At 67.8% G+C, this 22,534-nt stretch carries 21 protein-coding genes and 3 pseudogenes; 15 read left to right on the plus strand and 9 right to left on the minus strand.

Going from position 1 to position 22,534, the window contains the following annotated elements:
• Nucleotides 1–44: 44 nt before the first annotated feature.
• A complete protein-coding gene (locus ACZ3HL_RS29780) occupies nucleotides 45–644 on the plus strand; it encodes a DUF4232 domain-containing protein (protein WP_465534889.1) in 600 nt (199 codons plus the stop codon).
• 134 nt (nucleotides 645–778) lie between these two features.
• On the opposite strand, the gene ACZ3HL_RS29785 is transcribed toward ACZ3HL_RS29780, so the two are convergent.
• The gene (locus ACZ3HL_RS29785; RefSeq protein ID WP_465534890.1) at nucleotides 779–2,572 is read right to left on the minus strand and encodes a thiamine pyrophosphate-requiring protein; all 1,794 of its coding nucleotides are present in this window, start codon (nucleotides 2,570–2,572) and stop codon (nucleotides 779–781) included.
• Between the two features lie 180 nt (nucleotides 2,573–2,752).
• Here ACZ3HL_RS29785 and ACZ3HL_RS29790 point away from each other — a divergent pair, with 180 nt between their 5' ends.
• From ACZ3HL_RS29790 to ACZ3HL_RS29805, 4 genes and pseudogenes are all read left to right on the plus strand, one after another.
• A complete protein-coding gene (locus tag ACZ3HL_RS29790) occupies nucleotides 2,753–3,880 on the plus strand; it encodes an enolase C-terminal domain-like protein (RefSeq protein WP_465534891.1) in 1,128 nt (375 codons plus the stop codon).
• A 38-nt stretch (nucleotides 3,881–3,918) separates the two neighbouring features.
• Nucleotides 3,919–4,332: pseudogene (locus tag ACZ3HL_RS29795) on the plus strand (FAD-binding oxidoreductase); the annotation flags it as partial.
• Between the two features lie 119 nt (nucleotides 4,333–4,451).
• A complete protein-coding gene (locus ACZ3HL_RS29800; protein ID WP_465534892.1) occupies nucleotides 4,452–6,986 on the plus strand; it encodes an FAD-binding and (Fe-S)-binding domain-containing protein in 2,535 nt (844 codons plus the stop codon).
• 107 nt (nucleotides 6,987–7,093) lie between these two features.
• Nucleotides 7,094–7,312 (plus strand): hypothetical protein, encoded by a 219-nt coding sequence (locus tag ACZ3HL_RS29805; protein WP_465534893.1) that lies wholly within the window; start codon nucleotides 7,094–7,096, stop codon nucleotides 7,310–7,312.
• Nucleotides 7,313–7,326: 14 nt separating this feature from the next.
• Here the strand turns inward: ACZ3HL_RS29805 and ctaD are convergent, their stop codons facing one another.
• A complete protein-coding gene (ctaD, locus tag ACZ3HL_RS29810) occupies nucleotides 7,327–9,018 on the minus strand; it encodes an aa3-type cytochrome oxidase subunit I (RefSeq protein ID WP_465417496.1) in 1,692 nt (563 codons plus the stop codon).
• A 261-nt stretch (nucleotides 9,019–9,279) separates the two neighbouring features.
• Here ctaD and qcrA point away from each other — a divergent pair, with 261 nt between their 5' ends.
• Genes qcrA through ACZ3HL_RS29830 form a run of 4 tightly spaced genes read left to right on the plus strand, consistent with a single transcriptional unit; the run spans nucleotide 9,280 to nucleotide 13,054 of the window.
• Entirely contained in the window at nucleotides 9,280–10,431 is a 1,152-nt protein-coding gene (qcrA, locus tag ACZ3HL_RS29815; RefSeq protein WP_465534894.1) for a cytochrome bc1 complex Rieske iron-sulfur subunit, read from the plus strand.
• A complete protein-coding gene (gene qcrB, locus ACZ3HL_RS29820; RefSeq protein ID WP_465534895.1) occupies nucleotides 10,428–11,981 on the plus strand; it encodes a cytochrome bc1 complex cytochrome b subunit in 1,554 nt (517 codons plus the stop codon). Before qcrA ends, qcrB begins: the two co-directional genes overlap by 4 nt.
• Nucleotides 11,971–12,573 carry a copper chaperone PCu(A)C domain-containing protein gene (locus ACZ3HL_RS29825; protein WP_465417490.1) on the plus strand — a complete coding sequence of 201 codons (603 nt, stop codon included), beginning with the start codon at nucleotides 11,971–11,973 and terminating at the stop codon, nucleotides 12,571–12,573. The genes qcrB and ACZ3HL_RS29825 overlap by 11 nt, the downstream gene beginning before the upstream one ends.
• A 43-nt stretch (nucleotides 12,574–12,616) precedes the next feature.
• Nucleotides 12,617–13,054 carry a hypothetical protein gene (locus ACZ3HL_RS29830; RefSeq protein WP_465534896.1) on the plus strand — a complete coding sequence of 146 codons (438 nt, stop codon included), beginning with the start codon at nucleotides 12,617–12,619 and terminating at the stop codon, nucleotides 13,052–13,054.
• A gap of 25 nt (nucleotides 13,055–13,079) precedes the next feature.
• Here the strand turns inward: ACZ3HL_RS29830 and ACZ3HL_RS29835 are convergent, their stop codons facing one another.
• Both ACZ3HL_RS29835 and ACZ3HL_RS29840 read right to left on the minus strand, forming a co-directional pair.
• A complete protein-coding gene (locus tag ACZ3HL_RS29835) occupies nucleotides 13,080–13,451 on the minus strand; it encodes a hypothetical protein (RefSeq protein WP_465417486.1) in 372 nt (123 codons plus the stop codon).
• Nucleotides 13,452–13,484: 33 nt separating this feature from the next.
• Nucleotides 13,485–13,979 carry a DUF4383 domain-containing protein gene (locus ACZ3HL_RS29840; protein WP_465534897.1) on the minus strand — a complete coding sequence of 165 codons (495 nt, stop codon included), beginning with the start codon at nucleotides 13,977–13,979 and terminating at the stop codon, nucleotides 13,485–13,487.
• Nucleotides 13,980–14,150: 171 nt separating this feature from the next.
• Here ACZ3HL_RS29840 and ACZ3HL_RS29845 point away from each other — a divergent pair, with 171 nt between their 5' ends.
• Nucleotides 14,151–15,209, plus strand: a complete 1,059-nt coding sequence (locus ACZ3HL_RS29845) for a glucose 1-dehydrogenase (protein WP_465534898.1) — start codon at nucleotides 14,151–14,153, stop codon at nucleotides 15,207–15,209.
• A 385-nt stretch (nucleotides 15,210–15,594) separates the two neighbouring features.
• Entirely contained in the window at nucleotides 15,595–16,125 is a 531-nt protein-coding gene (locus tag ACZ3HL_RS29850) for an SPW repeat domain-containing protein (RefSeq protein WP_465534899.1), read from the plus strand.
• Here the strand turns inward: ACZ3HL_RS29850 and ACZ3HL_RS29855 are convergent.
• Complete coding sequence (locus ACZ3HL_RS29855) at nucleotides 16,067–17,653, minus strand: phytoene desaturase family protein (RefSeq protein WP_465534909.1); 1,587 nt, start codon at nucleotides 17,651–17,653, stop codon at nucleotides 16,067–16,069. The genes ACZ3HL_RS29850 and ACZ3HL_RS29855 overlap by 59 nt on opposite strands.
• Nucleotides 17,654–18,064: 411 nt before the next feature.
• On the opposite strand from ACZ3HL_RS29855, the gene ACZ3HL_RS29860 reads away from it, so the two are divergent.
• Nucleotides 18,065–18,430: a hypothetical protein gene (locus tag ACZ3HL_RS29860; protein ID WP_465417476.1), complete on the plus strand. Its 366-nt coding sequence runs from the start codon at nucleotides 18,065–18,067 to the stop codon at nucleotides 18,428–18,430.
• 20 nt (nucleotides 18,431–18,450) lie between these two features.
• On the opposite strand, the gene ACZ3HL_RS29865 is transcribed toward ACZ3HL_RS29860, so the two are convergent.
• Together ACZ3HL_RS29865 and ACZ3HL_RS29870 are read right to left on the minus strand one after the other, a co-directional pair.
• A complete protein-coding gene (locus tag ACZ3HL_RS29865; RefSeq protein ID WP_465417474.1) occupies nucleotides 18,451–18,573 on the minus strand; it encodes a hypothetical protein in 123 nt (40 codons plus the stop codon).
• 43 nt (nucleotides 18,574–18,616) lie between these two features.
• Nucleotides 18,617–18,961, minus strand: coding sequence for a DoxX family protein (locus tag ACZ3HL_RS29870; RefSeq protein WP_465534900.1), 345 nt, complete (start codon nucleotides 18,959–18,961; stop codon nucleotides 18,617–18,619).
• Nucleotides 18,962–19,583: 622 nt separating this feature from the next.
• On the opposite strand from ACZ3HL_RS29870, the gene ACZ3HL_RS29875 reads away from it, so the two are divergent.
• Nucleotides 19,584–19,955: a hypothetical protein gene (locus ACZ3HL_RS29875; protein ID WP_465534901.1), complete on the plus strand. Its 372-nt coding sequence runs from the start codon at nucleotides 19,584–19,586 to the stop codon at nucleotides 19,953–19,955.
• A 61-nt stretch (nucleotides 19,956–20,016) separates the two neighbouring features.
• Here ACZ3HL_RS29875 and ACZ3HL_RS29880 read toward each other — a convergent pair.
• A pseudogene (locus ACZ3HL_RS29880) lies at nucleotides 20,017–20,842 on the minus strand (type I glyceraldehyde-3-phosphate dehydrogenase).
• Nucleotides 20,820–20,948, minus strand: a pseudogene (locus ACZ3HL_RS29885) (hypothetical protein); the annotation flags it as partial. The pseudogenes ACZ3HL_RS29880 and ACZ3HL_RS29885, both read right to left, overlap by 23 nt.
• Before the next feature lie 155 nt (nucleotides 20,949–21,103).
• Here ACZ3HL_RS29885 and ACZ3HL_RS29890 point away from each other — a divergent pair.
• Both ACZ3HL_RS29890 and ACZ3HL_RS29895 read left to right on the plus strand, forming a co-directional pair.
• Nucleotides 21,104–21,640: a flavodoxin domain-containing protein gene (locus ACZ3HL_RS29890; protein ID WP_465534902.1), complete on the plus strand. Its 537-nt coding sequence runs from the start codon at nucleotides 21,104–21,106 to the stop codon at nucleotides 21,638–21,640.
• Nucleotides 21,624–22,529: a universal stress protein gene (locus tag ACZ3HL_RS29895; RefSeq protein WP_465534903.1), complete on the plus strand. Its 906-nt coding sequence runs from the start codon at nucleotides 21,624–21,626 to the stop codon at nucleotides 22,527–22,529. Before ACZ3HL_RS29890 ends, ACZ3HL_RS29895 begins: the two co-directional genes overlap by 17 nt.
• Nucleotides 22,530–22,534 lie beyond the last annotated feature (5 nt).

Raw genomic sequence — 22,534 nt, forward strand, 5'->3', positions numbered from 1 at the left:
GCCGAAAAGGCACCTCAAAAAACCGCGAAAGAAAGGAGCGGCTGATGACCCGAAAAGCGCCCGCCCTCCTGGCAGGGGTCATGCTCACCATGATCGCCGGTTGCGGAGGAGGGACAGAGCGGGCGGCTTCGGCCGACGACGTGTCCCAGGACGCGACGGACATACGACCAGCCCCGGCGAGGCTGGGGCCGTCACCGGAACCCCCTGAAGCCGACCCATCTGCGACACCACGGTGCCTGGGGACCGCGCTGCGGGGCGAACTGCGACCAGGGCATCCCGGTGCGGGTAATCGTTACGCGACGCTCGTGGTCACCAACCAGGGTGGTACCTGCCGGCTGTACGGCTACGGCGGTCTCGAACTGATCGGTGCCGACGGCCGCCCGTTGCCGACCGATCTGCGGCGCACGCTCAAACCCGAACCGCAGCCGGTCACGCTGGCACCGGGGGCGTCCGCCGGGAAGAAACTGCATTGGGGAGTCGTCCCCGGGCCGGGAGAGCCCGCCACGGATCCATGCCAGCCGACGGCCGACCACATCGAGGTGATCCCGCCGAACGGGACGAACCGGTTCGACGTCCCTTGGCCGTTCGGCCCCGTGTGCCAGCACGGACACATCGAGGGGAGCGCCTACTTCCCGGCGCCGTAACGGACTTCGGCTCCGCGCAGCCGGCCCATCCCGCTCTGGCGGCGTTGCGAAAGCCACTTTCCCAACGTTGAACGTTGCGAAAGTGGCTTTCGCGACATACCACCTTGCGATGCCTCGCGGCGGAAGCGTTCCCCTCAACCGTTGCGGTTGGGGAGGAATTCCTGCGCCTTCGTCTTCACCCCCTGCGCGATGAGGTGCAGCGCGTCGGGGTCGCCCTTGAGCACCGCCTGGGCCGCCGACTTCATCTGCTCGAAGGTGGCGTGCGGGGGAATCGGCGGGACCTCCGGGTCGCACCGCACGTCGAGCACGGCCGGACGGCCACAGGCGAGCGCCCGGTCCCACGCGTTGCCGAGGTCGTCGGGCGAGTCGACCTCGATGCCTTCGAGCCCGAGGCTCCGGGCGAAGCCGGCGTAATCGACGTCGGGAAGGGTTTGGGATTCCTCGAACTTCGGTGCTCCGCCCATGGCGCGCAGCTCCCACGTCACCTGGTTGAGGTCGTTGTTGTGGAAGACGCAGATGACGCAGCGGGGGTCTTCCCACAGTTCGCGGTAGTGCGCGATGGTGATCAGCTCGGCGAGCCCGTTCATCTGCATCGCTCCGTCGCCGACCAGCGCGATGACCGGCCGGTCGCTGTGCGCGAACTTCGCGCCGATGGCGTACGGCACGCCCGGCCCCATCGTGGCGAGTGTGCCGGAGAGCGACCCGCGCATGCTGCCGCGGAACTTGAGGTCACGCGCGTACCAGTTGGCGGCGGATCCGGAGTCCGAGGTGACGATGGCGTCGTCCGGGATCCGCTGGGACAGTTCCCACACCACTCGCATCGGATTGACCGGCTTCGCCTCCACCATCGCCTGTTTTTCCATGGTGTCCCACCAGTCGGCGACGTCCTGCTCGATCTTTTCCCGCCACGACCGGTCTTCCTTCCGCTGCAGCAGAGGAAGGAGCGCGCGCAGCGTCTCCGCGGCGTCCCCGACGAGATTGGCCTCGGTGGGATAACGCATGCCGATGAACCGGCCGTCGAGATCGATCTGCACGGCACGCGTCTGCCCGAATTCGGGAAGGAATTGCGTGTAGGGGAAATTCGACCCGATCATCAGCAGCGTGTCGCAGTCCTTCATCATTTCGTAGCTGGGCCGGGTGCCGAGCAGCCCGATGGCCCCGGTGACGTAGGGCAGATCGTCGGGAAGCACGTCTTTGCCGAGCAACGCCTTGGCGACACCACCGCCGGTGACCTCGGCCAGTTCCCGCACTTCCGCGACCGCGCCACGGGCGCCCTGGCCGACCAAAATGGCCACCCGCTCGCCCGCGTTGACGATCTCCGCTGCGTGCTCGATCCCTTGCCGGGCGGCGATCACCGTCGGCGCGGCTTCGCTCGGCGGGCTGGACGGCACGTTCTTGAAGGCGTGTTTCGGTGGTGTGTAAGGCTCTTCCTGGAGGTCGGCCGAAATGATGACGGCGGTGGGGGTGCGTTGCGATTCGGCGATCCGGATGGCGCGGTCCAGCGCGTTCGGCAGCTGCTCGGAGACGTTTACCTCGACCAGGTATTCGCTCGCGACGTCCTTGAACAGGGTCTGGAGATCGATCTCCTGCTGGTAGCTCCCGCCCATGGCGCTGCGCGCGACCTGCCCCACGATGGCGACGACGGGCACGTGATCGAGTTTGGCGTCGTACAGCCCGTTGAGCAGATGGACCGCCCCCGGGCCGGAAGTGGCCGTGCAGACGCCGACCCGGCCACTGAACTTGGCATAACCGACCGCTTCGAAGGCGGCCATTTCCTCATGCCGCACTTGCACGAAACGCGGCTGGTTGTCCGCTTTGCCGAACGCGCCGATGAGGCCGTTGATGCCGTCACCGGGATAGCCGAACACCTGCTCGACGTTCCATTCCCGCAGCCTTTCGAGTACGTGGTCGGCGACCGTCGTGGCCATGATGTCTCCTTCGCGGTTCGTTTTCGGAGCTGTGTCCTCACTGGTCGCCTACCCGCACAGAACGGTCTGACACGTACCGGCTCCAGGAACCGGTGAACTCTTTATTCCATCGTTTTCTCCGAGCTCGTTTGGGGCCGCTCCCGCCGGGTAGGCGACCAGGAGCGAAAGGGAGGTGATGGAGTGTTTTCCGGCAACGATCCGGCCGACGGTGATGTGGTGATCGAATCGCTCCGGGCGACGGCGTACCGGCTTCCCACACCGGTGCCCGAGGGTGACGGCACCTTGGAGTGGAACGCCACCACGATGGTGTACGTCGAAGCGACGGCGAACGGCACCACCGGTTCCGGCTGGACCTACTGCGGCGCCGGTGCCGCGGACGTCGTCAACGAGGTGCTGGCCGAGGTGGTCCCCGGGCGGCCGGCGCTCGACGTGCCGGGCGCCTGGCTGGCGATGCAGCAGCGGATCCGGAATCTCGGCAGACCCGGCGTCGTGTCCTGCGCGTTGTCGGCGGCGGACATCGCGTTGTGGGACCTCGCCGCCCGGCTCACCGGGCTCCCGCTCAGCAGGCTGCTCGGCAAAGTGCGTGACAGTGCCCCGGTCTACGGCAGCGGCGGGTTCACCACCTACGACGACTCCCGGCTGCAGACGCAACTGGAGGATTGGGTCGGCGGTCAGGGCATACCGCGCGTGAAGATCAAGATCGGTGAATCCTGGGGTGGAGCGGTCAGACGCGACCTCGCGCGGGTCCGGTTCGCACGGGAGGTGATCGGCCCGTCCGCCGAGCTGTACGTCGACGCGAACGGTGCTTACCAAGCAGGCCAGGCGATCCGCGTCGGCGAGCGGCTGGCGGAGTCGGACGTCCGCTGGTTCGAGGAACCCGTGTCGAGCGACGACCTCGCCGGGCTGCGAAGGATCCGGGAGGGTGTCCTGCCGGACGTGGCAGCCGGTGAATACGGCTACGACCTGCCGTACTTCGGGCGGATGGTGGCCGCCGAAGCCGTCGATTGCCTGCAGATCGACGTCACGAGGTGTGGTGGCTACACGGAATGGTTCCGCGCCGCCGCGGTCGCCGCGGCGGCGAACCTCCAGGTGTCCGCCCATTGCGCGCCCAACCTTTCGGTCCACGCGGCGGTCTGCACCCCCAACTTCCGCCATATCGAATGGTTCGCCGATCACGATCGGCTCGAACGACTGTTCTTCGAGGGAACCGTGCCGCCCGATGGCGGCCTGGCCCGGCCCGACCTGGGTGCTTGCGGGCACGGGCTCGTTTTCCTGCCGGAGGAAGCCGGCCGTTACCGCGTGCGGTGAACCCCGTCCGTCCCTGCCCGACCCGGAGGTATGTCCCCATGTCCCGTCCTGTTGCCGCGCCACCCGGCCTCGCCCGCGTCGACGTTCCCGCCTTGGAGAGCGACTTGCGGGCGGCCGTGGAAGGAGAAGTCCGCTTCGACGCGGGTTCGCGAGGCGCCTACGCCACCGATGCCTCCAACTACCGGCAGGTCCCCATCGGGGTGGTGGTGCCGCGATCCGTCGAAGCCGGAGCGACGGCGATCGACGTCTGCCGTCGCCACGGCGCTCCGGTGCTGTCGCGGGGCGGAGGCACCAGCCTCGCGGGCCAGGCCACCAACACGGCCGTGGTGATCGACTGGACGAAGTACTGCAACCGGCTGCTTTCGGTGGATCCGGACGCCCGGACCTGCGTGGTGGAGCCGGGCATCGTGCTCGACGAACTCAACGCCGAACTCGGCGCCCACGGCCTGGAATTCGGCCCGCGGCCGTCGACGCACAGCCACTGCGCGCTCGGCGGCATGATCGGCAACAATCCTGCGGCGCCACCGCCCAGCGCACCGGCAAGACCGTCGACAACGTCCGGCGGCTGGAGGTGCTCACCTACGGCGGCCTCCGCTGCTGGGTCGGGCCGACCGGCGACGACGAGCTGGCGCGGATCATCGGCGAAGGCGGCAAGCGGGGCAGGCTCTACCAGGAGTTGCGGGTGGTCCGCGACCGGTACGGGGACGAAGTCCGCCGCCGGTTCCCGGACATTCCGCGCCGGGTGTCCGGTTACAACATCGACGCGCTCCTGCCCGGCGCCGGCTTCGACGTGGCGAAGCTCGTCGTCGGCAGCGAAGGGACACTCGCCACGGTCCTGCGCGCGGAGCTGGATTTGGTCCCCGTCGTACGGCATACCGCGATGCTGGTGCTCGGCTATCCCGCCATCGCCGACGCCGCGGACGCGGTGCCCGATGTGCTGGACGGTGTGGCCCCGGTCCGGCTCGAAGCCCTCGACGACCGTCTCGTCGAGTTCATGCGGGCGAAGCACATGCATCCGGAATCCGTCGACGCGCTCCCCGACGGCCGGGGATGGCTGATCGCCCAGTACGGCGGGGACACCCCGGACGAGGCGCTGGAGGCGGCGCGGACGACCTTGCGGAAGCTCGGCCGCGCCGACACCGACGGGAACGTGCGGATGACGGGCGCGCCGGACGAACAGGCTCGGCTGCTCCAGGCCCGTGAGTCCGGGCTGGGGGCGACCGCGCGAGCGCCGGGGATCCCGGACACCTGGCCGGGCTGGGAAGACTCCGCGGTGCCGCCGGACCGGCTCGGGGACTACGTCCGGGATCTGCGCGGGCTGTTCGCCGAATTCGACCTCGACCGGCCGTCGCTGTACGGGCATTTCGGCCAGGCGTGTCTGCACGTCCGCATCCCGTTCCGGCTCGACGAGGCCACCGGGGTGGCGGCCTACCGCGAGTTCCTCGAACGCGCGGCCGATCTCGTGGCCTCCTACGGCGGCTCGCTCTCCGGCGAACACGGTGACGGACAGGCACGGGGCGAACTGCTCGTCCGCATGTTCGGGCCGCGGATCGTGGAGGCGTTCGGTGCGGTCAAGGCCGCCTTCGATCCGGACAACCGGATGAATCCGGGAAAGGTGGTCGCCCCCTTCGAGCTGGACGCCGACCTGCGTCTCGGCGCCGGCTGGCGGCCACAGGACCGCCCGACCCAGTTCGGTTTCCCCGAGGACGACCACAGTTTCTCCCGCGCCACGTTGCGCTGTGTTGGGGTCGGCCAATGCCGCCGTCCCGATCCGGACTGCGGGGTGATGTGCCCGTCCTACCAGGTCACGCGCGAGGAAGAGCATTCCACGCGCGGCCGGGCCAGGCTGCTGTTCGAAATGATGGAGGGACACGAGGACTCCCCGGTGCGAGACGGCTGGCGCTCCACCGAGGTACGCGACGCGCTCGACCTCTGCCTGGCGTGCAAAGGCTGCAAGAGCGACTGTCCCGTCGGGGTGGACATGGCGACCTACAAGGCCGAATTCCTCTACCAGCATTACCGGGGCCGTATCCGGCCGATGGCGCACTACGCGCTCGGGTGGCTGCCCGCGCTGGCCAAGGCCGTGAGGCCGGCCCCTGGCGTGGTGAACGCCCTGCTGCGCGCACCCGGCATCGCGGCACTGGGCAAGCGCCTGGCCGGGGTCGCGCCGCAACGGGAGGCGCCCGCGTTCGCCGGGGAGACCTTCCAGCAGTGGTGGGATCGGGAACGCGCCGACGGTCAGCCGGAACCGGGTGAGGAGAACACCGTGGTCCTCTGGCCGGACACCTTCGCCAACCACTTCGCCCCGCATATCGGCAAGGCGGCCGTCCGGGTACTGGAGTCCGCCGGCTTCCGGGTCGCGGTTCCCTCGGGCTCGGTGTGCTGCGGCCTCACCTGGATCTCGACCGGACAGCTCCCGGTCGCGAAGCGGGTGTTCCGGCATACGCTCGACGTGTTGCGGCCGTGGATCGAGGCGGGAACCCTCGTCGTCGGGCTCGAACCGTCCTGCGCCGCCGTCTTCCGCTCGGACGCCACCGAACTGCTGCCCCGGGACCACGACGCGCACCGGCTGACGGACCGCTTCGTGACGCTCGCCGAAGCCCTGCTCCACCACGCCCCCGAAGAATGGCGGCCGGTGTCGCTTGACCGTCACGCCATCGTCCAGAAGCACTGCCATCACCACGCCGTCATGGGATTCACCACCGACACGACCGTGTTGCGCCGCGCGGGGGTGGACGTCGAGGTGCTGGACTCCGGGTGCTGCGGGCTGGCCGGGAACTTCGGCTTCGAACGCGGCCATTACGACGTTTCGATGGCCTGTGCCGAACGTGCCCTGCTGCCCGCGGTCCGTGAGGCGGCGCCGGAAACCCTGGTCCTGGCGGACGGGTTCAGTTGCCGCACCCAGATCGAGCAGGGGGGCGCCGGCCGGGGGCCCCTGCATCTGGCCGAGATACTCCAGGAAGCCATTCCGGACGGACGCTCGCCGGAACCCACGCGTTTTCCCGGCGAGCGGTCGGGGAGGGCCGTTACCGCCGCCGCGGTGGTGGCCGGGGTGACGGCCGTACCGCTGGTCTGGCGCCGCCTGCGGCGTTCTTCGCGATCGTAAGGTGTTCGTCAGGTAGCCGGGCGCCGGTTCGGGACACCCTCCGGGGGAGGGCCGGCGCCCTGTGTCCGCGTCGGCCACCGTCGAACCGAGCGCGGGAGGACCGACCGATGGCCACTGTCAGGCCGCAGGACAACGTGATGATCGCCGGTGTGGCCGGGAATCTGGCGGCCGAACTTCGAGGAATGGCCAAATCGGACGTCGACAAGGCGGTCCGGCTGGCCAAACGGGAACTCGACGGCCAGGTGGTCCCGGAAGCGCTGCCCGAAATGCTGCACGCGCTGGCACGGCAGCGGCTGGTAGGGGACACCGGCCGAACCGGGCGCTGAGCGGCTCCACCACCTCATTTCCGATGGCCGAACAAGGTCACTTGGGACTCCCGTCGCAACCGGCCCGCCATTTCCGGATGGTGGAGTTCGAAAGCCGGGCGTTCGGACCGGATCCGGGGCAGGTCGAGGAAGTTGTGCCGGGGTGGGGGACAGGTCGTCGCCCATTCCAGTGAATTGCCGTACCCCCAGGGATCGTCCACCGTGACCGGCGTGCCGAAACGCCTGCTGCGTACGACGTTCCAGATGAACGGCAGCATGGACACACCGAGGACGAACGCCCCCACACTCGACACGGCGTGCATCCAGGTGAAGCCGTCGGCGCTGGTGTAGTCGGCGTAGCGGCGCGGCATTCCGGCGTTGCCGAGCCAGTGCTGGACGAGGAACGTGGTGTGGAAGCCGATGAAGGTCAGCCAGAAATGCAGCTTGGCCAGCGATTCCCGCATCATCCGGCCGGTGATCTTGGGAAACCAGAAGTAGATTCCGGCGAAGGTCGCGAACACGATCGTGCCGAAGAGGACGTAGTGGAAATGCGCGACGACGAAGTACGTGTCGTGGGTGTGGAAGTCCAGGGCGGGTGACGCCAGGATGACACCGGTGAGCCCGCCGAGCAGGAAGGTGACCAGGAACCCCATGGACCACAGCATGGGGGACGGGAAGGTGAGCCGTCCCTTCCACATGGTGCCGATCCAGTTGAAGAACTTGATCCCCGTGGGTACCGCGATCAGGAACGAGAGCAGGGAGAAGAACGGAAGCAGCACTGCTCCGGTGGCGAACATGTGGTGTGCCCATACCGACAGCGACAAACCGGTGATCCCCACGGTCGCCCAGACCATCAGCCGGTAACCGAAGAGAGGTTTGCGGCTGAACACGGGGATGATCTCGGTGATGATGCCGAAATACGGCAGCGCGACGATGTAGACCTCGGGATGGCCGAAGAACCAGAACAGGTGCTGCCACAGGATCGCGCCACCGCTGCCGGGGTCGAACACATGCGCGCCGAGGTGCCGGTCGGCGAGCAGGCCGAACAACGCCGCGGTGAGGACGGGGAACGCCGCGAGCACCAGGATGCCGGTGAACAGGATGTTCCAGGTGAAGATCGGCATCCGCCACATCAGCATGCCGGGGGCGCGGAGGCAGATGATGGTGGTGATCATGTTGACGGCGGCGAGAATGGTGCCGAGCCCGGAGACGATCAGGCCCGCTGTCCAGAGATCTCCGCCCACGCCGGGTGAATACGTGGCGCTGTTGAGTGGCGCGTAGGCGAACCAGCCGAAGTCGGCGGCGCCCCCGGGAGTCAGGAACCCGCCGACCGTCATGAGGCCCCCGAACAGGTACAGCCAGTAGGACAGGCTGTTCAGCCGGGGGAACGCCACGTCCGGCGAGCCGATCTGCAACGGCACGAGGAAATTGGCGAAACCGAACACGTTGGGCGTCGCGTAGAGCAGCATCATGATCGTGCCGTGCATGGTGAACAGCTGGTTGTACTGATCGGTCGAGACCATCTGCAGTCCCGGCTGGGCAAGCTCCCCGCGCATCAGCAGGGCCATCAGACCCGCCAGCAGGAAGAAGCCGAACGAGGTGGCCAGGTACAGCACCCCGATCGTCTTGTGGTCCGTGGTGCGCAGGAGTTCGAAGATCCGGCCGCGCTCACCGCGGTGACGTGGCGGGCGAGGTTCGATCAGGATCGGCGCGTCCACTCCGGACATGGCTCACCTGTGCTCTTCCGTCGGCTTCGTGGTCCGAACCGTGGTACCCGGCCACACCGCCGCCCACACACGAGCTGATCGCTGTCCACCGCATTGGAATATTTCCCGGCTGACGGTTCCTTCGCCGCCGAGTAGAGGAATTACGCGAGTCCGGTTGCGGGTAACGATGTGGTTTCGACCAGTTTTCCCGCGATTGCCGGCACTCTTGACGGGCAGAGCTGTGAAGACGGTGATATCGGCGGAGAGCTGGTGAGGTGAGTGGTGACGGGCGACGAAGAAGGGTATTCCGCGAAAGACGCGCGAGAACGCGCCCACGCCACCAGACAACGGCTCGTCGAGCAGGGCGCCGCCGCGGACGACGTCGAATTGCGCCGTTACCAGGATCCCTGGCCGGTGGCGGGCACCCGTGCCGAGCGGCGAGCCAGACGGCGTGTCCTGGCGTGGTGGACGCTAGGCGGCGTCGGCGGGCTGGCGCTGGCGGGGATCTTTTTGTTCTGGCCGTGGCGTTACGTCGCCCCTGGCCAGGACGGTCACCTGGCCTACGCGCTCTACACGCCTATGCTCGGGCTCGCCTTCGGTGTCGCGGTGCTCGGCTTCACCGTCGGAATGGTGTTGTACACCAAGAGATTCCTTCCTGCCGAGGTAGCGGTACAGCAGCGGCACGACCCCGAGGGGAAAGGGTCGGACGCCTTCGACAAGAAGACCCTCACCGCCACGGTGTCCGACGCGACGGAGCGGGCCGGACTGCGTCGCCGATCGGTGTTCGCGCGGGTGGCGGGCGCGAGCGTCGCGGCGCTGGGCTCGGGGGTCGGGGTGGCCGTGCTCGGCGGTTTCGTGAAGGACCCGTGGCAGGAGGACCGCCCTGGTGCGCCGGATCCGCCGGACACGTTGTGGCATACCGGATGGCGGTCGCGCGACGGGGAAAAGGTCTATCTACGGATCGATACGGGTGACCCGGGGGATGTCGTGCTGGCCAGGCCGGGAAGCGTGGCCGCCGGAGGAATGGCCGCGGTCTTCCCCTTCCGGGAGTCCGAGCGAGGCCATCCCGAACTGCTGGCCGAGGCGCTGCACCGGGCGGACGACCCGGCGACCCTGTTCCGCCTGCGCCCTGAGGTCACCCTGGAGGATCGTCCCGACCGGAGAGCGATGGGCCATGGCGACTATTACGCCTACTCGCGGATCTGCACGCATCTGGGGTGTCCGGTTTCGCTGTTCGAGGACCAGGCCAGCCGATTGCTCTGTCCATGCCACCAGTCGCAGTTCGATCTGGGGGACTTCGGCCGTCCGGTTTTCGGACCGGCGGTGCGGGCACTGCCCCAGTTGCCGATCGACCTGGACGACGACGGCTATTTCTTCGCCACCGGAGATTTCAGTGATCCGGTCGGGCCGGGTTTCTGGGAACTGAAGCCGTGAGCCGGGCAATCCCGGCCTTCGAGTGGTGGGATCGCCGGATTCCCGCCGCGAGAAGCCTGCGCGAGCAGCTGAACAAGGTGTTCCCGACGCACTGGTCGTTCCTGCTCGGGGAAATCGCCCTGTACAGCCTGATCATCCTGCTGCTTTCGGGCACCTATCTCGCGCTGTTCTTCGATCCGTCGATGGAGCAGGTCCGCTACGGAGGGTCCTACAGCCTGCTGCAGGGCGTACGGATGTCGAGGGCTTTCGAATCGTCGCTCGACCTTTCGTTCGATGTCCGGGGTGGGCTGATGGCCCGCCAAGTCCATCATTGGGCGGCGCTGGTGTTCGTCGCGGCGATCCTCGTGCACATGCTGAGGATCTTCTTCACCGGGGCCTTCCGCCGACCACGCGAAGTGAACTGGGTCGTCGGGATGCTGCTGTTCACCTTGGCGCTGGCGGAAGGGTTCGCCGGCTACTCCCTGCCGGACGACCTGTTGTCCGGCACCGGTTTGCGGATCGCGTCCGGTATCGTGCTGTCCATTCCCTTGATCGGCACCTGGCTGCATTGGGCGCTGTTCGGTGGCGAGTACGCCGGTACGGAGATCATCCCGCGGCTGTACGGCATCCACGTCTTCCTCTTGCCTGGGCTCATCCTCGCGCTGGTCGCCGTCCACTTGGGACTGGTCTGGTACCAGAAACACACCCAGTTCCGCGGTGTGCGCCGCGCCGAGGGCAATGTCGTCGGCGTACGGATCGTCCCGGCCTTCGCGATGAAGAGCGGCGCTTTGTTCGCCGGTGTCACCGGGACGCTCGGCGCCATGGGCGGGCTGTTGCAGATCAATCCGATCTGGAACTACGGACCGTACAACCCGGCGCACGTGTCGGCGGGCTCGCAACCGGACTGGTATCTGATCTGGGTGGACGGGGCGGCGCGGATCTGGCCCGCCTGGGAGATCCCGTTCTTCGGGCACCGCGTTCCCGCGCCACTGTGGCCGACCGTGGTCCTTCCCGCCCTCACCATCGGCCTCGCCCTCCTCTATCCCTGGCTGGACAAGAAACTGACCGCCGACCGCGAACCGCACAATCTGGCCCAGCGGCCCCGTGACGTCCCGGCCAGAACCAGCCTGGGCGTGATGGCACTGACCTTCCTCGTGGTGCTGTACCTGTCCGGGATCAACGACATCCTCGCGCTGCTGTTCCACGTGTCGCTCGACGCGGCCGTCTGGGCGGGCAGGATCGGCATCGTCTTCCTGCCGCCGCTGGCCTGCTTCCTCACCTACAGATGGTGTGTCGGTGCGCAGCGATCCGATCGGCGGGTGCTCGAACACGGCCTCGAAACCGGAGTCATCGAACGCCGGCCCCACGGCGCGTTCGTCGAACTGCACCAGCCACTGGCCCCCGGTGACGGCGGGCGGCATCTGCACTACGCCGGGGCACCGGTACCCAAGAAGCCCAACTCCCTCGGACTGGCGGGTTCGCCCGCACCGGGTGGCCTATTCCGGCCGGACCCGCGGGCGGAAACCGAGGCACTGAACGAAGCGCGAAAGGCGGATAGCGATGAATATTGAGCAGGCAGTACGACAGCGTCTCGATGAGGGCACCCGCCCCCGGAACGACAGGTGGCTCCGCGCCGCACTGGCGATCGCCGTGGCGACCGGTCTGCTGTCCGGTTGCGGCGATCCTCAGGATGATCTGACGGTGGGCACGCTCGGAACCAACGTGGACGCCGGCCCGGTGCAGTTACGCAACGTCTACGTCGATGTGGAACCGCTTGCCACCGGAAGCCAGGCCACCGTGCGGTTCGCGGTCTTCAACGAAGCCTCCCATCCGGAGGAGCTGACAGGGGTGACGTCGCCCCACGCTGATCGCCTTGTGCTGCAGTGGGACCGTGCGTGCGACGGGACCGCCGAAGTGGTCCCCACGCTGCCGGTGCTTTCCCGGGGGAGGGTGCCGGGTGCCGACACGACCAATCTCGGCTCCGCGTACTACGTCACCATGACCGACCTGACGGGGCCGATCATGGAGGGCACGACGGTGCCCGTGACGTTCACTTTCGCCAAGGCGGGCGAGGTACGGGTGGACGCGCTGGTGGTGACCGAGACGCAACGGGTCGAGATTCCCGGGAAGGGGTGCCGGGAGGCCCCACCGGCAACGGGCTGACCGGGGGAGCAAGGGACCTTTGCTACCACCCCGCCGCGCCCAAGTGGCTTTCGCGACGCCTCCCGGGGCGGTGTCGGCGAAACTCGCCCCGGAGATGTGCTCCGGATTCCAGGAGATCGGCGAACGACTCTGCGAGCTGATGAAATTCTTCGCGTTGCTGGTGTTCGGTGCCTTGCTGAATCCGGAGTCGCTGGACCGGATCCCGGTGGGTGGGTTTCTCGTCGCGGCCGTCGCGCTGCTGGTCGCCCGTCCGGCCGGCTCGCTGATCTCTTTCGCGGGCACCGGCCTTCCCCGGAGACAACGATGGGCGGGACCGAAGGGACTGGCGTCCGTGGTGTACGGGTTGTACGTCGTGCAGGCGGACCTCGCCGCCGGCGAGGAGGTGTTCGCCTTCGTCATCGCGCTTTCCGTGCTGGTCCACACCACCACCGACGTTCCGATCGCCCGCCGACTCGCCGACCGCGAAGACCCGGCCGAGTGAGGAGTACGTCCGTGCCGGACCCGATTCAGTTCGGCGGTACGGAGGTGACGGTACCGACCTGGAGTGGCGTTCCCTGCATACAGGTCGTGGGCGTGCCGGGCTGTGACCGTCCCACGACACGGACACGCTGACCCGGTCGAAGGGCCTCGCGATCACCGCCCAGCAGGAGGTAGGTGTCCTGTGCCGTCCGCAGGACCAGGCAATCCGGCTCGACTCCCGACGCGACCACCCCTTCCACGGTCACTGTCTCGCCTCCGGCCGGGGTACTGGCCGATATCGACGTCGGGGGCACGGTCGCGGGCGGTTGCTCGGCGGGACTTCCGCAAGCGGTGGCCGCCAGCGCGGCGGCCGGCAGCAGGGTTCCCCACCGGTTCCTTCCCGGTGTCTGAACGGTCATGGTCTTCCTTTCGTGTTCGATGCCGGCCTGGGCTCAACCCAAGCCAGGCCCCTTCTTGGCCTCGGGCTCGGGAAAGCCGCCAGGCCCCAGCGCGGTCAGTGCGCCGAGCATGATCATCCCCACGCCCAAGCCCAGATGCAGCCAATTGTCCGCGGAATTCACCGGTACGAAGTTCGCGGCACTGTCGAGGTCGATGAACAAGCCGTAGAGCCACAGAACCAGGTAGAGGAGTCCGCCTGTGAAGAGATACAGCCGCGCGGTGCGCGCCGTACGTGCCAAAAGGAGGCCGGCGACACCGAACAGCAGGTGGACGATGTTGTGGACCACGGAAACCGCGAACAAACCGAGCAACAGCGCGCCTGACCCGTGGCCGGCGAAACCGAGCTCGTCATATCGCGTCGTGACGCCGGGGACGAAGCCGGCGATCCCGGCCAGCAGAAAGACACCGCCAACCGCGAGCGCGGCCCCTTGTGACGCCGAACGCCCCGGTGTCCGTCCTGCAGGGCGTGACCGGTCATCTGTGGACATTTCCCGCTCCTTTCCTGGCAAGTCGAATGGGAGTACCCGGTGCCCAAGGCCGCAAAAGTCACACGAAGGGCCGGCTGCCATTTCGTGACCGTTTCGCAGCCGCGAGGGTCAAGAAGTGCCGGGACGGGTAACCGCCCCGTGTACAGCTGCTCGTTACGAACGGAGTCCCTGATGCAAGCGCTGACCGTCGTGCCCGGCCAGGCGAACTCGCTCGAGGTGTCCGAGGTGCCCGATCCGACGCCCATGCCCGGCGAACTGCTCGTCCGCGGTCTGGCACTCGGCGTCTGCGGCACCGACAAGGAGATCGCCCTCGGGCAATACGGCTGGGCACCGCCCGGACGTGAGCGTCTGGTGTTGGGGCATGAGTCCCTCGGACAGGTCCTGTCCGCACCGGCAGACAGCGGCTTTTCCGCGGACGACCTGGTGGTCGGTGTGGTCCGCCGGCCGGACCCGGTGCCCTGTGGCGCCTGCGCGGCCGGCGAGTTCGACATGTGCCGCAACGGCCGCTACACCGAACGTGGCATCAAGCAGATCGACGGCTACGGCAGCGAACTGTGGACGGTCGAGACCGAATACGCGGTGAAGGTCGATGACGGGCTCTCGCGGGTCGCGATGCTGATGGAGCCGACGACCGTGGTCGAGAAGGCGTGGGAACAGGTGTGGCGGGTGGGGGAGCGGGCCTGGTTCGAGCCCCGGCGGGTCCTGATCACCGGTGCCGGGCCGATCGGCCTGCTCGCCGCGTTGCTCGGTGTCCAGCGCGGGTTGGATGTGCACGTACTCGACCGGGTGGCCACGGGCCCCAAACCGGGTTTGGTCGACAAGCTGGGCGCCACTGCTCACCACGACCCGGTCGCCGAAGTCGCCGCGCGTCTCGAACCGGACGTGGTGATCGAAGCCACCGGCGTGGGCAGCTTGGTGTTCGAGGCGATGGAACACACCGCGCCCTACGGCATCGTGTGCCTCACCGGAGTCTCGACGGCCGGGCGTGCGCTGTCCGTCGACGCCGGTGCCGTCAATCGTGAGCTCGTGCTGGAGAACGATGCCGTTCTCGGCTCGGTGAACGCCAACCTGCGACACTACCGCCAGGCTGCCGAAGCCCTGGCCAATGCCGATATCCACTGGCTCGAAGAGCTGATCACCCGGCGGGTCGGCCTTGCCCATGCCGCGGACGCGTTCACCGCCGAGGAAGACGACGTCAAGGTCGTCGTGGATCTCACCGCATCCGCCTGAAATACGAGCAGAACCATTCCGGACGATCGTAAGGGCATCGTCAGGTCGTCCGCGTTTGGCTCGTGCCAGTCTGGAAGTACGTGGTTGTCCCCGATGCAGGAAGGCAGCGACATGAGTGCGCCCCTTCTGGAGCCGCCCACCGGTGACCTCGTCGTCCGGTGCCGGTGCGAGACCGGCGTGACGATCGTGGTCGCCGAGGGTGAGGTCGGAACACCCTGACGTCCCGAGGCTCCTGGACGTGGTCGAGGATTGCGTGTCCGGATCTGAAACGACCTCGTCCTTGACTTCACGAGAACGAGTCTCGAAGAGGACGGACGTTCAATGAGGATTCGCGCTCCGGAGAACCGGATCCGGCGATACCTGAGCCTGGTCGGCCTCTGACGGGGTGTTCGACGACCATCGCGGACAGGTGACGAAGATGAACCATAGAGTCGGCCTTTCGGAGGCGAATACCGTCGCCCGGCAGACCGAGAAGAACACCCGGCGTCGCGGCGACGGACGGACGCTTCCGAACGACACGGGGCTCGGGATCGTGGACGCGTTGACCTATCTGATCGGTGTCTGGCTGATCCTCACCCCGTTCGTCCTGCAACCGCTGAACGGCGAAAGCTCCTTCCACGGCGGCTGGAACGCCGTACTGATCGGGATAGCGTTGGCTGCGACGGGCGCTGTTTCGCTTGTCGACCCGCCAACCGCCCCCGTGACGAACCTGATGCGGCTGCCGTTGGGTGGATGGCTTGCGGTGTCGCCATTTCTGCTTGATGACGAAGGCGGCGCACCCGCGATCGCATGGGTGGCGAACAACGCGGTGACCGGGCTGCTCGTACTCGTCCTGTGGGGCGTGGGCCTGCTGCTCGTCACTCGTGCAGGAACCGGTGGGCCGAGCGGATCAGGGCGGCGTAAAGCGGGCCGGTGACGCCGCATCGGGCGAGGGCCGCCTTGGCCGCGTTGCCCCCTGGCGCGCCGTGGACGGCCCCGCCGGGGTGCGCGGACGCACCGGCGAGGAAGAGCCGGTCGACCGGGGTGTCGGCGCGGCCGAGGCCGGGCACAGGACGGAAGACCAACTCCTGGTGAAAGGCAGCGGTCCCCTGGTTGATCGCGCCGTCGACGACACTGGCATCGTGGTCCTGCAGGTCACCGGGCCCGCTGACACGGCGTGCGATGATCAGGTCTCGGAAGCCCGGCGCGTGGCGCTCGACGATCTGTTCCAGGTTGTCAGCGAAGCGGCTGAGGCGACTGTGGTCCCACAGCTCGCCGTGCGGTACATGGGTATAGGCCCACGCCGACTCGGTTCCCGCCGGTGACCGAGCGGGGTCGGCGGTGGTCATCTGTCCCAGGAGAACGAAAGGATCGTCGGGTACCCGCGCCGCGGCCAGGTCGGCGGCGAACCGGGCCATGCGATCCATGCCGCCACCGAGGTGTACCGTCCCGGCCGCCCCCACTTCGGGATTACTCCAGGGAATGACGCCCGACAACGCCCAGTCGGTCTTCACTGTCGCATGATCCCAGTCGAAGTTGCCGAGGTCGGAGACGAAAGACCGAGGCAGGTGTTCTTCACCGACGAGGTCACGGAAAAGTTGCGGAGCCGGAACATCGGCCAGCACCGCGCGGTGTGCCCGGATCACCTCGCCATCGACGTCACTCACCCCCAGGGCCCGGCCACCCGCGACGAGTACACGGCCGACCTCGCGGCCCCACGACAGCACGCCACCTCGGGATTTCAAGCGCCGTACGAGTGCGTCCGTGATGCCGGATGCGCCACCGGCGGGCACCGGGAAACCGAAATCCTGGCCAAGGCAGCACAGCAGCCAGCCGAACAGTGCGCTACCGGCGTTGTCAGGTCCCAGGTCGCTGTGCAGGGCATTGCCTGCCAGCAGGGCTTGGGCACCTTCCCCGGTGAAGCGTTCTTGCGCGAACCGGCGAGCGGGAAGCGTTGCCCGCCGCGCGAACCGGATCGCGTCGTGAGAACCGAGTGCGCGCAACAGCCGGGCACCCGCCCGTACCGGCGGGAAGGGGCGCATCATCGAGTCCAGCAATGGGTCACGGATTCGCTGCCAGAAAGCGAATTCGTCCGCCCATGCGTCGCCGTCGGCGGTGTCGAAGGTGGACAGTGAGTCGATTGTCTGCGAGAGGTCCGTCGACAGGATGGCGGCGCGGTCATCGAGAAACTGGTGCGCCACCACCCGAGGCGCTCGTCGCCACGCCAAGCCGTGGTCTTCCAATTCCAGCGCGCCGATTACAGGTGAAGCGATCGTCATGGGAAAGAAGGCACTGCACAGGTCAGAGCGGAAGCCCGCCGCTGTCGTTTCCCCCGTGCGGACTGCACCGCCAGGCGTTGATTGGGCTTCGAGGACCACTACCTGCCAGCCTTCGTCGGCGAGGAGATTGGCTGCCACCAAACCGTTGTGCCCGGCCCCGATCACCACCGCGTCCGCAGTCTCCATCGTCACCATCGGTCCTTCCTCGCCCAACGCCCGCCCTGGTCGACTCCGACAGGTCGAACAGGGAGGCACACTTGCCCGGCGCTACTTCCTCGGCGACTACCCCATGTCCGTGGTGGCAAACGACTTGCCTGGCGCGCTGAACTACTACCTGAGATCTGATCCCGCGGCCGGAGGCGTCCCGGTACCCCCAAGCCAGCTGATGAGCCACCGGTTCCGGTGCCGGCTTGTTCCCTCCCCATATGCCCGGTGCGGCCGGTCTCCGGTAGGGACGCGGCGCGGGCGTGACCAGCCGCTGGGGTCGGGCGATGGCACGATCAGGGGAGGTGGCCAGTCCCTGATCGCAGGAAGCATGTATCCGTCCGATGAGCCAACCGATCGTCGAAAGCAGCCCGGTAGGGCATCGCCATCGAGTTGCGGACCCGCGCGAGGCAGCGCCGTGGATGGTCGGGGCAGATCCGTTCGTGGCCGGGCAAGGTCGTCCCGGGCAACGACCGGCAGGTCACCGCGGCGGTCTTGACGCTGATCGGGAACGCTCGGCGGCCTCGGGACCAGGCGACCGAGCTGACCGCGCCGTTCGCTCCGCGGTATCGGGCGGGCTGGTGCAATGAGGCGATCGTGCGGATGCTGGACACCGACCCGGACGGGACCCGGCAGTCGGCCAGCCTGCCCGATCCGCCCGTCGCGGGAACCACGTTCCCAGCGTGGGCCGAACGGATACGCCTCGTCTACGGCGACGAGGAACGCCGAAAACCGGCCACGCACCCAGCAGCGGCCTGAGGGTCCTTCCGCTCAGTCCACTAAGGACGGACACATTGAGACAGGCCGCAGGTGGTCGGCCAGCCGAGCAGGCTGAACGGGACGCCTTCGAGGTAGGCGCGGATACCGGCGAGCGGGTACAGGCAGGCCGGGTCGATGAGCACGCAGACCTCTTCGACGGCCCCAGAGCGGGTACGGGCGCGCTCCTCAGACGGCAGTGCTCAACGCCAAAGTGGCGATGGCCAGGAAGAAGAACGGGTATTGCAGACCAAAGGAGTAGTCGCGTGCTCTCAAGTGGGTCGCGATGGCCGCGCCGAAGAAGAGAACGAGACCGGCCGCGGCGGCGATAGCGATCATCGGTATCCAGAAGCCGATGAGCAGTCCCAGCGCGGCCACTGCCTTGGGGACTCCCAGCCAGGGCATCCACCGCCGAGGCACGCCGACCGCGTCCATGGCGACGCCGACACGTTCCCACCGCACGAAGTCGGCACCGGCCGAAAACAGGCAGTACGCGACGGTCGTTACGGTGACGATGACGTAGGCAATAGTCATAGGGCCACGGCTCCGGGGGTCTCGGCCAATAGGGCGCTTCGGCCTCTATGACGGATGAGCCGGTTCAGAGGTAACAGCGACGACGATTTACTTCAAGGCTTCTTGAGTGCACAAGGAAGTCCTCGGTGTGCACCTGGTGGTATGGCGCAGTCCGTAAGGCTATGGCCAGCCATCGTGGATGTGTGGTGGCGGAACTGTCGGGCGGCCTGCACGCGACACAGAGGTATGCGTAGTCGTGGCTCACTTCCACTCCCGCTTCCAGGCAGCCCGCGAGCGACGGTCAGTGGCGACCGTCAAGACCCTGCGTCTGCCGTGTCCTGCACCCGCAGTCCGACAGCTCGACCCGAGATGGACGCCGCAGTGCGGATCAGCTTGTAGGTGTCTGGGGCTCGGTGGATGCGCCGTAGTGAGGAGCGGCGCTGATCTGATCGGTATGTGCGCGGTCATGTCGTGTGGGGAGGTGAGCAGGTGTGGCTGATGGTCGAGAGTGAGTTGCTGGGCCGCGGTGAGCTGGTGCACGGCGACCACGTTGTCGACCTTCACGATCAGCAGCGCGCCGATCCTCAGTACCGCGTCGGGAGTGGGCCGCAATGCGGTCAGGGCCCGTCCCAGGTTCTGCATCATGGTGGCAGGTATCAGCTACGTCCGGTTCGAGCGTCTGGCCCGGCTCGCCGACTCCTCGGGCCAGGCGACGATGACGGAGCTGGCCGACGGTGCCGACTGCAGCCGCAGCGGTCTGGCCCATCAGGCGGTCCTGATCACCCGCGGCCCGAGTGCGGAAGACCAGCGCGCCACCGTCGTCACCCCACCGAGGAAGGCCGGGCTCATCGCGAAGGTGCTACCCGGCCATATCGAGGTCGCACGCCGGCTGCTGTTCGACCCGCTGTCCGCTCGGGACCCGGAGGAGCCTGTCCGGGGCAGGAACTTCCACAGCGACATCTTGCGTCTGGTTGCCATCCGCATCCACTGCGAAATCGCCGCTCCTCCTCCGTAGCTCAGGCGGTTCCAGGACGCCATCGCCGCTGGCGTTGACCCGGTGGCACTGGTCGAGAGCATCAACGAGGCCCAGGCGGACCGAGCGGCAGCGCAAGGGCGTTAGCGCTCGCGGGCAAGCCTGCGGGGATCACGGGTGCTTCCGTGTAGCGCAGGATCCCTTTGAGCGCGCCGTCCGCGGCCTCGGCGAACACGTGATTGATCTGCTCGGGGGTCACCGGGCGATCGAGTTCGACGGTGAGATCGGTGAGCGAGCCGTCCTCGACCGGCACGCGCACGGCGACCCCGGCGAGTTTGCCTGCCAGCTCCGGGATGACCAGTCCGATCGCCTTGGCGGCGCCGGTGCTGGTGGGCACCACGTTGACCGCCGCCGACCGAGCCCGGCGCGGATCCTTGGTCGCCGGTGTAGCTGTGGATGGTGGTGAGCAGTCCGCGCCGGATACCGAAAGCCGAGTGAAGAACCTTCACCATCGGTGCGACACAGTTGGTCGTGCACGACGCGTTGGAAACGATGTGGTGGTTTTCGGCGTCGTAGTCACCTTCGTTGACGCCCAGCACGATCGTCGCGTCGACGTCCTTGCCCGGCGCGGAGATCACGACCTTCCTGGCGCCGGCGGCTTCCCGAGTCCTGAACTTGCCAGTGGACTCGACGTCGACGTCGACGTCGACGCCGTACTCGCCCCACGGCAGCCGGGCCGGATCGGCCTCCGCCTTGACCTGGATCAGGTGGTCGCCGACGCGGAGCGCTTCGCCGTCGACGATTTCGACCGGTGTTCGGAGCCTTCCGTACGTGGAATCGTGGACCCAGCAGGTGCGCCAGCATCTCGGGCGAGGTGATGTCGTTGACCGCCACCACTTCGATCGGGCTTTCCGGTGACTCCAGTACACAGCGGAGGATGTCGCGCCCGATCCTGCCGAAGCCGTTGATCCCGAGCCGTACCGTCATGATCTGTCTCCTTGCCGTCCTTCGGTCCACCGATGATCTGGTCGGCATCGAGGGCGTCGTAGAGACGAAGGTCCTTCCTCGAACCGGCTAACGGCCGCCCGGCGATCGAGCCGGGACTCTGGGCCCGGCCCGCCGGGACTTCGGCCCCTCCTCCTGGGCTAGGCACTGGTCGAAGCTGGAAACAGACCAGACAGGAGAATGAAATGAAGATCCTCGTAGCGGCGGCCAGCCGCCACGGCGGGACCTGGGAAATCGCGGAGGAGATCGGCCGCGCCCTCGCTTCGGAGCTGCGCGGATACGCGGTCGTGCGGGTGTCTCGGGCCGAGGATGTCAGGGCAGTCGAGGAGTTCGACGTCGTTCTGCTGGGCAGCGGCGTGTACCTGGGGCAGTGGCTCGAGGCAGCGCGAAACGTCGTCGGCGAGCACGCCGGGATCCTCAGGTCCAAGAAGGTTTGGCTCTTCTCCAGCGGCCCGGTGGGAACGCCGCCGAAGCCCGCGGAGGACCCGGTGGATGTTGCCCGGCTGATGACGCTCTCCGGCGCCCGCGGGCACGTGGTGTTCCCGGGCCGGATCGAGCGGAGCCTGCTGCGGTTCGCCGAACGAGCGGTCGTGACGGCGCTCCGGGTCGAAGACGGTGACTACCGGGATTGGCCGGCGGTGCGGGCCTGGGCGGGCGAAGTCGCGGCCGCCTTGAAGCCCGCCCGGACAAGAGAGGTGAGTGGGCATGTCGAGCGTGGCTGAAGGCGCTGTCGTCGTGGGGATCGACGGTTCGGGGTCCGCCCGGCGGGCCGCGGTGTGGGCGGCGGGAGAGGCAGCGAAGAGCGGGAAGCGGCTTCGGCTGGTGCACGTGTACACGGTTCCGCCGGTGAGGATGCCCGGGGTGGTGCCGTCCGTCGAGGCGATCCGATCGGCGTTCGAGGCACAGGGAGCGCGATGGCTCGCCGAAGCCTGCGAGGCGGTGGCCGAGCGCTATCCGGACCTGGTCGTCGAGACCGCGGCGCGCGAATGGGCTCCGGTGGCCGCACTGATCCAGGAGTCGCAGGCGGCGACCATGATCGTGCTGGGCTCCCGCGGCCTTGGCGGCTTCACCGGTCTGCTGGTCGGATCGACGGCGGTGGCGTTGGCGCAGCACGGTCATTGCCCGATCGTCGTCGCGAGAGGGAAACGCCCGGAAGACGTCCCACCGGAGACCGGTCCCGTCGTCGTGGGCACGGACGGTTCCGAGTCGAGTGACGCCGCTTTGGCTTTCGCTTTCGAGGAAGCGTCGCTCCGTGGCGCGGATTTGATCGTGGTGCGGGTGTGGAACGAGGTCACCGACCACGAGTCGGTGCGGGCGCACGCCTTGGCGGTGGGCCCGGGCACGGTCGAGCCGGCGGAGCGGCGAGCGGTCGACGAACAACTCGCGCCCTGGCTGGCCAAGTTCCCGGACCTGAGCGTCGAGACGGTGGTCGCCCGCGGTCGCCCGGTCCGTGCCCTGCTCGGTTTCGGCGAACGTGCCCAGCTGCTGGTCGTCGGGTCGCGAGGTCGCGGCGGGTTCCAGGGGATGTTGCTCGGTTCGACGAGCCAGGCACTCGTCGCGCACTCGGAATGTCCAGTGGCCGTCGTCCGCCCATTGACCGAAGGCGAGTGAGGACC

The organism is Amycolatopsis sp. NPDC000009, from assembly GCF_055563465.1.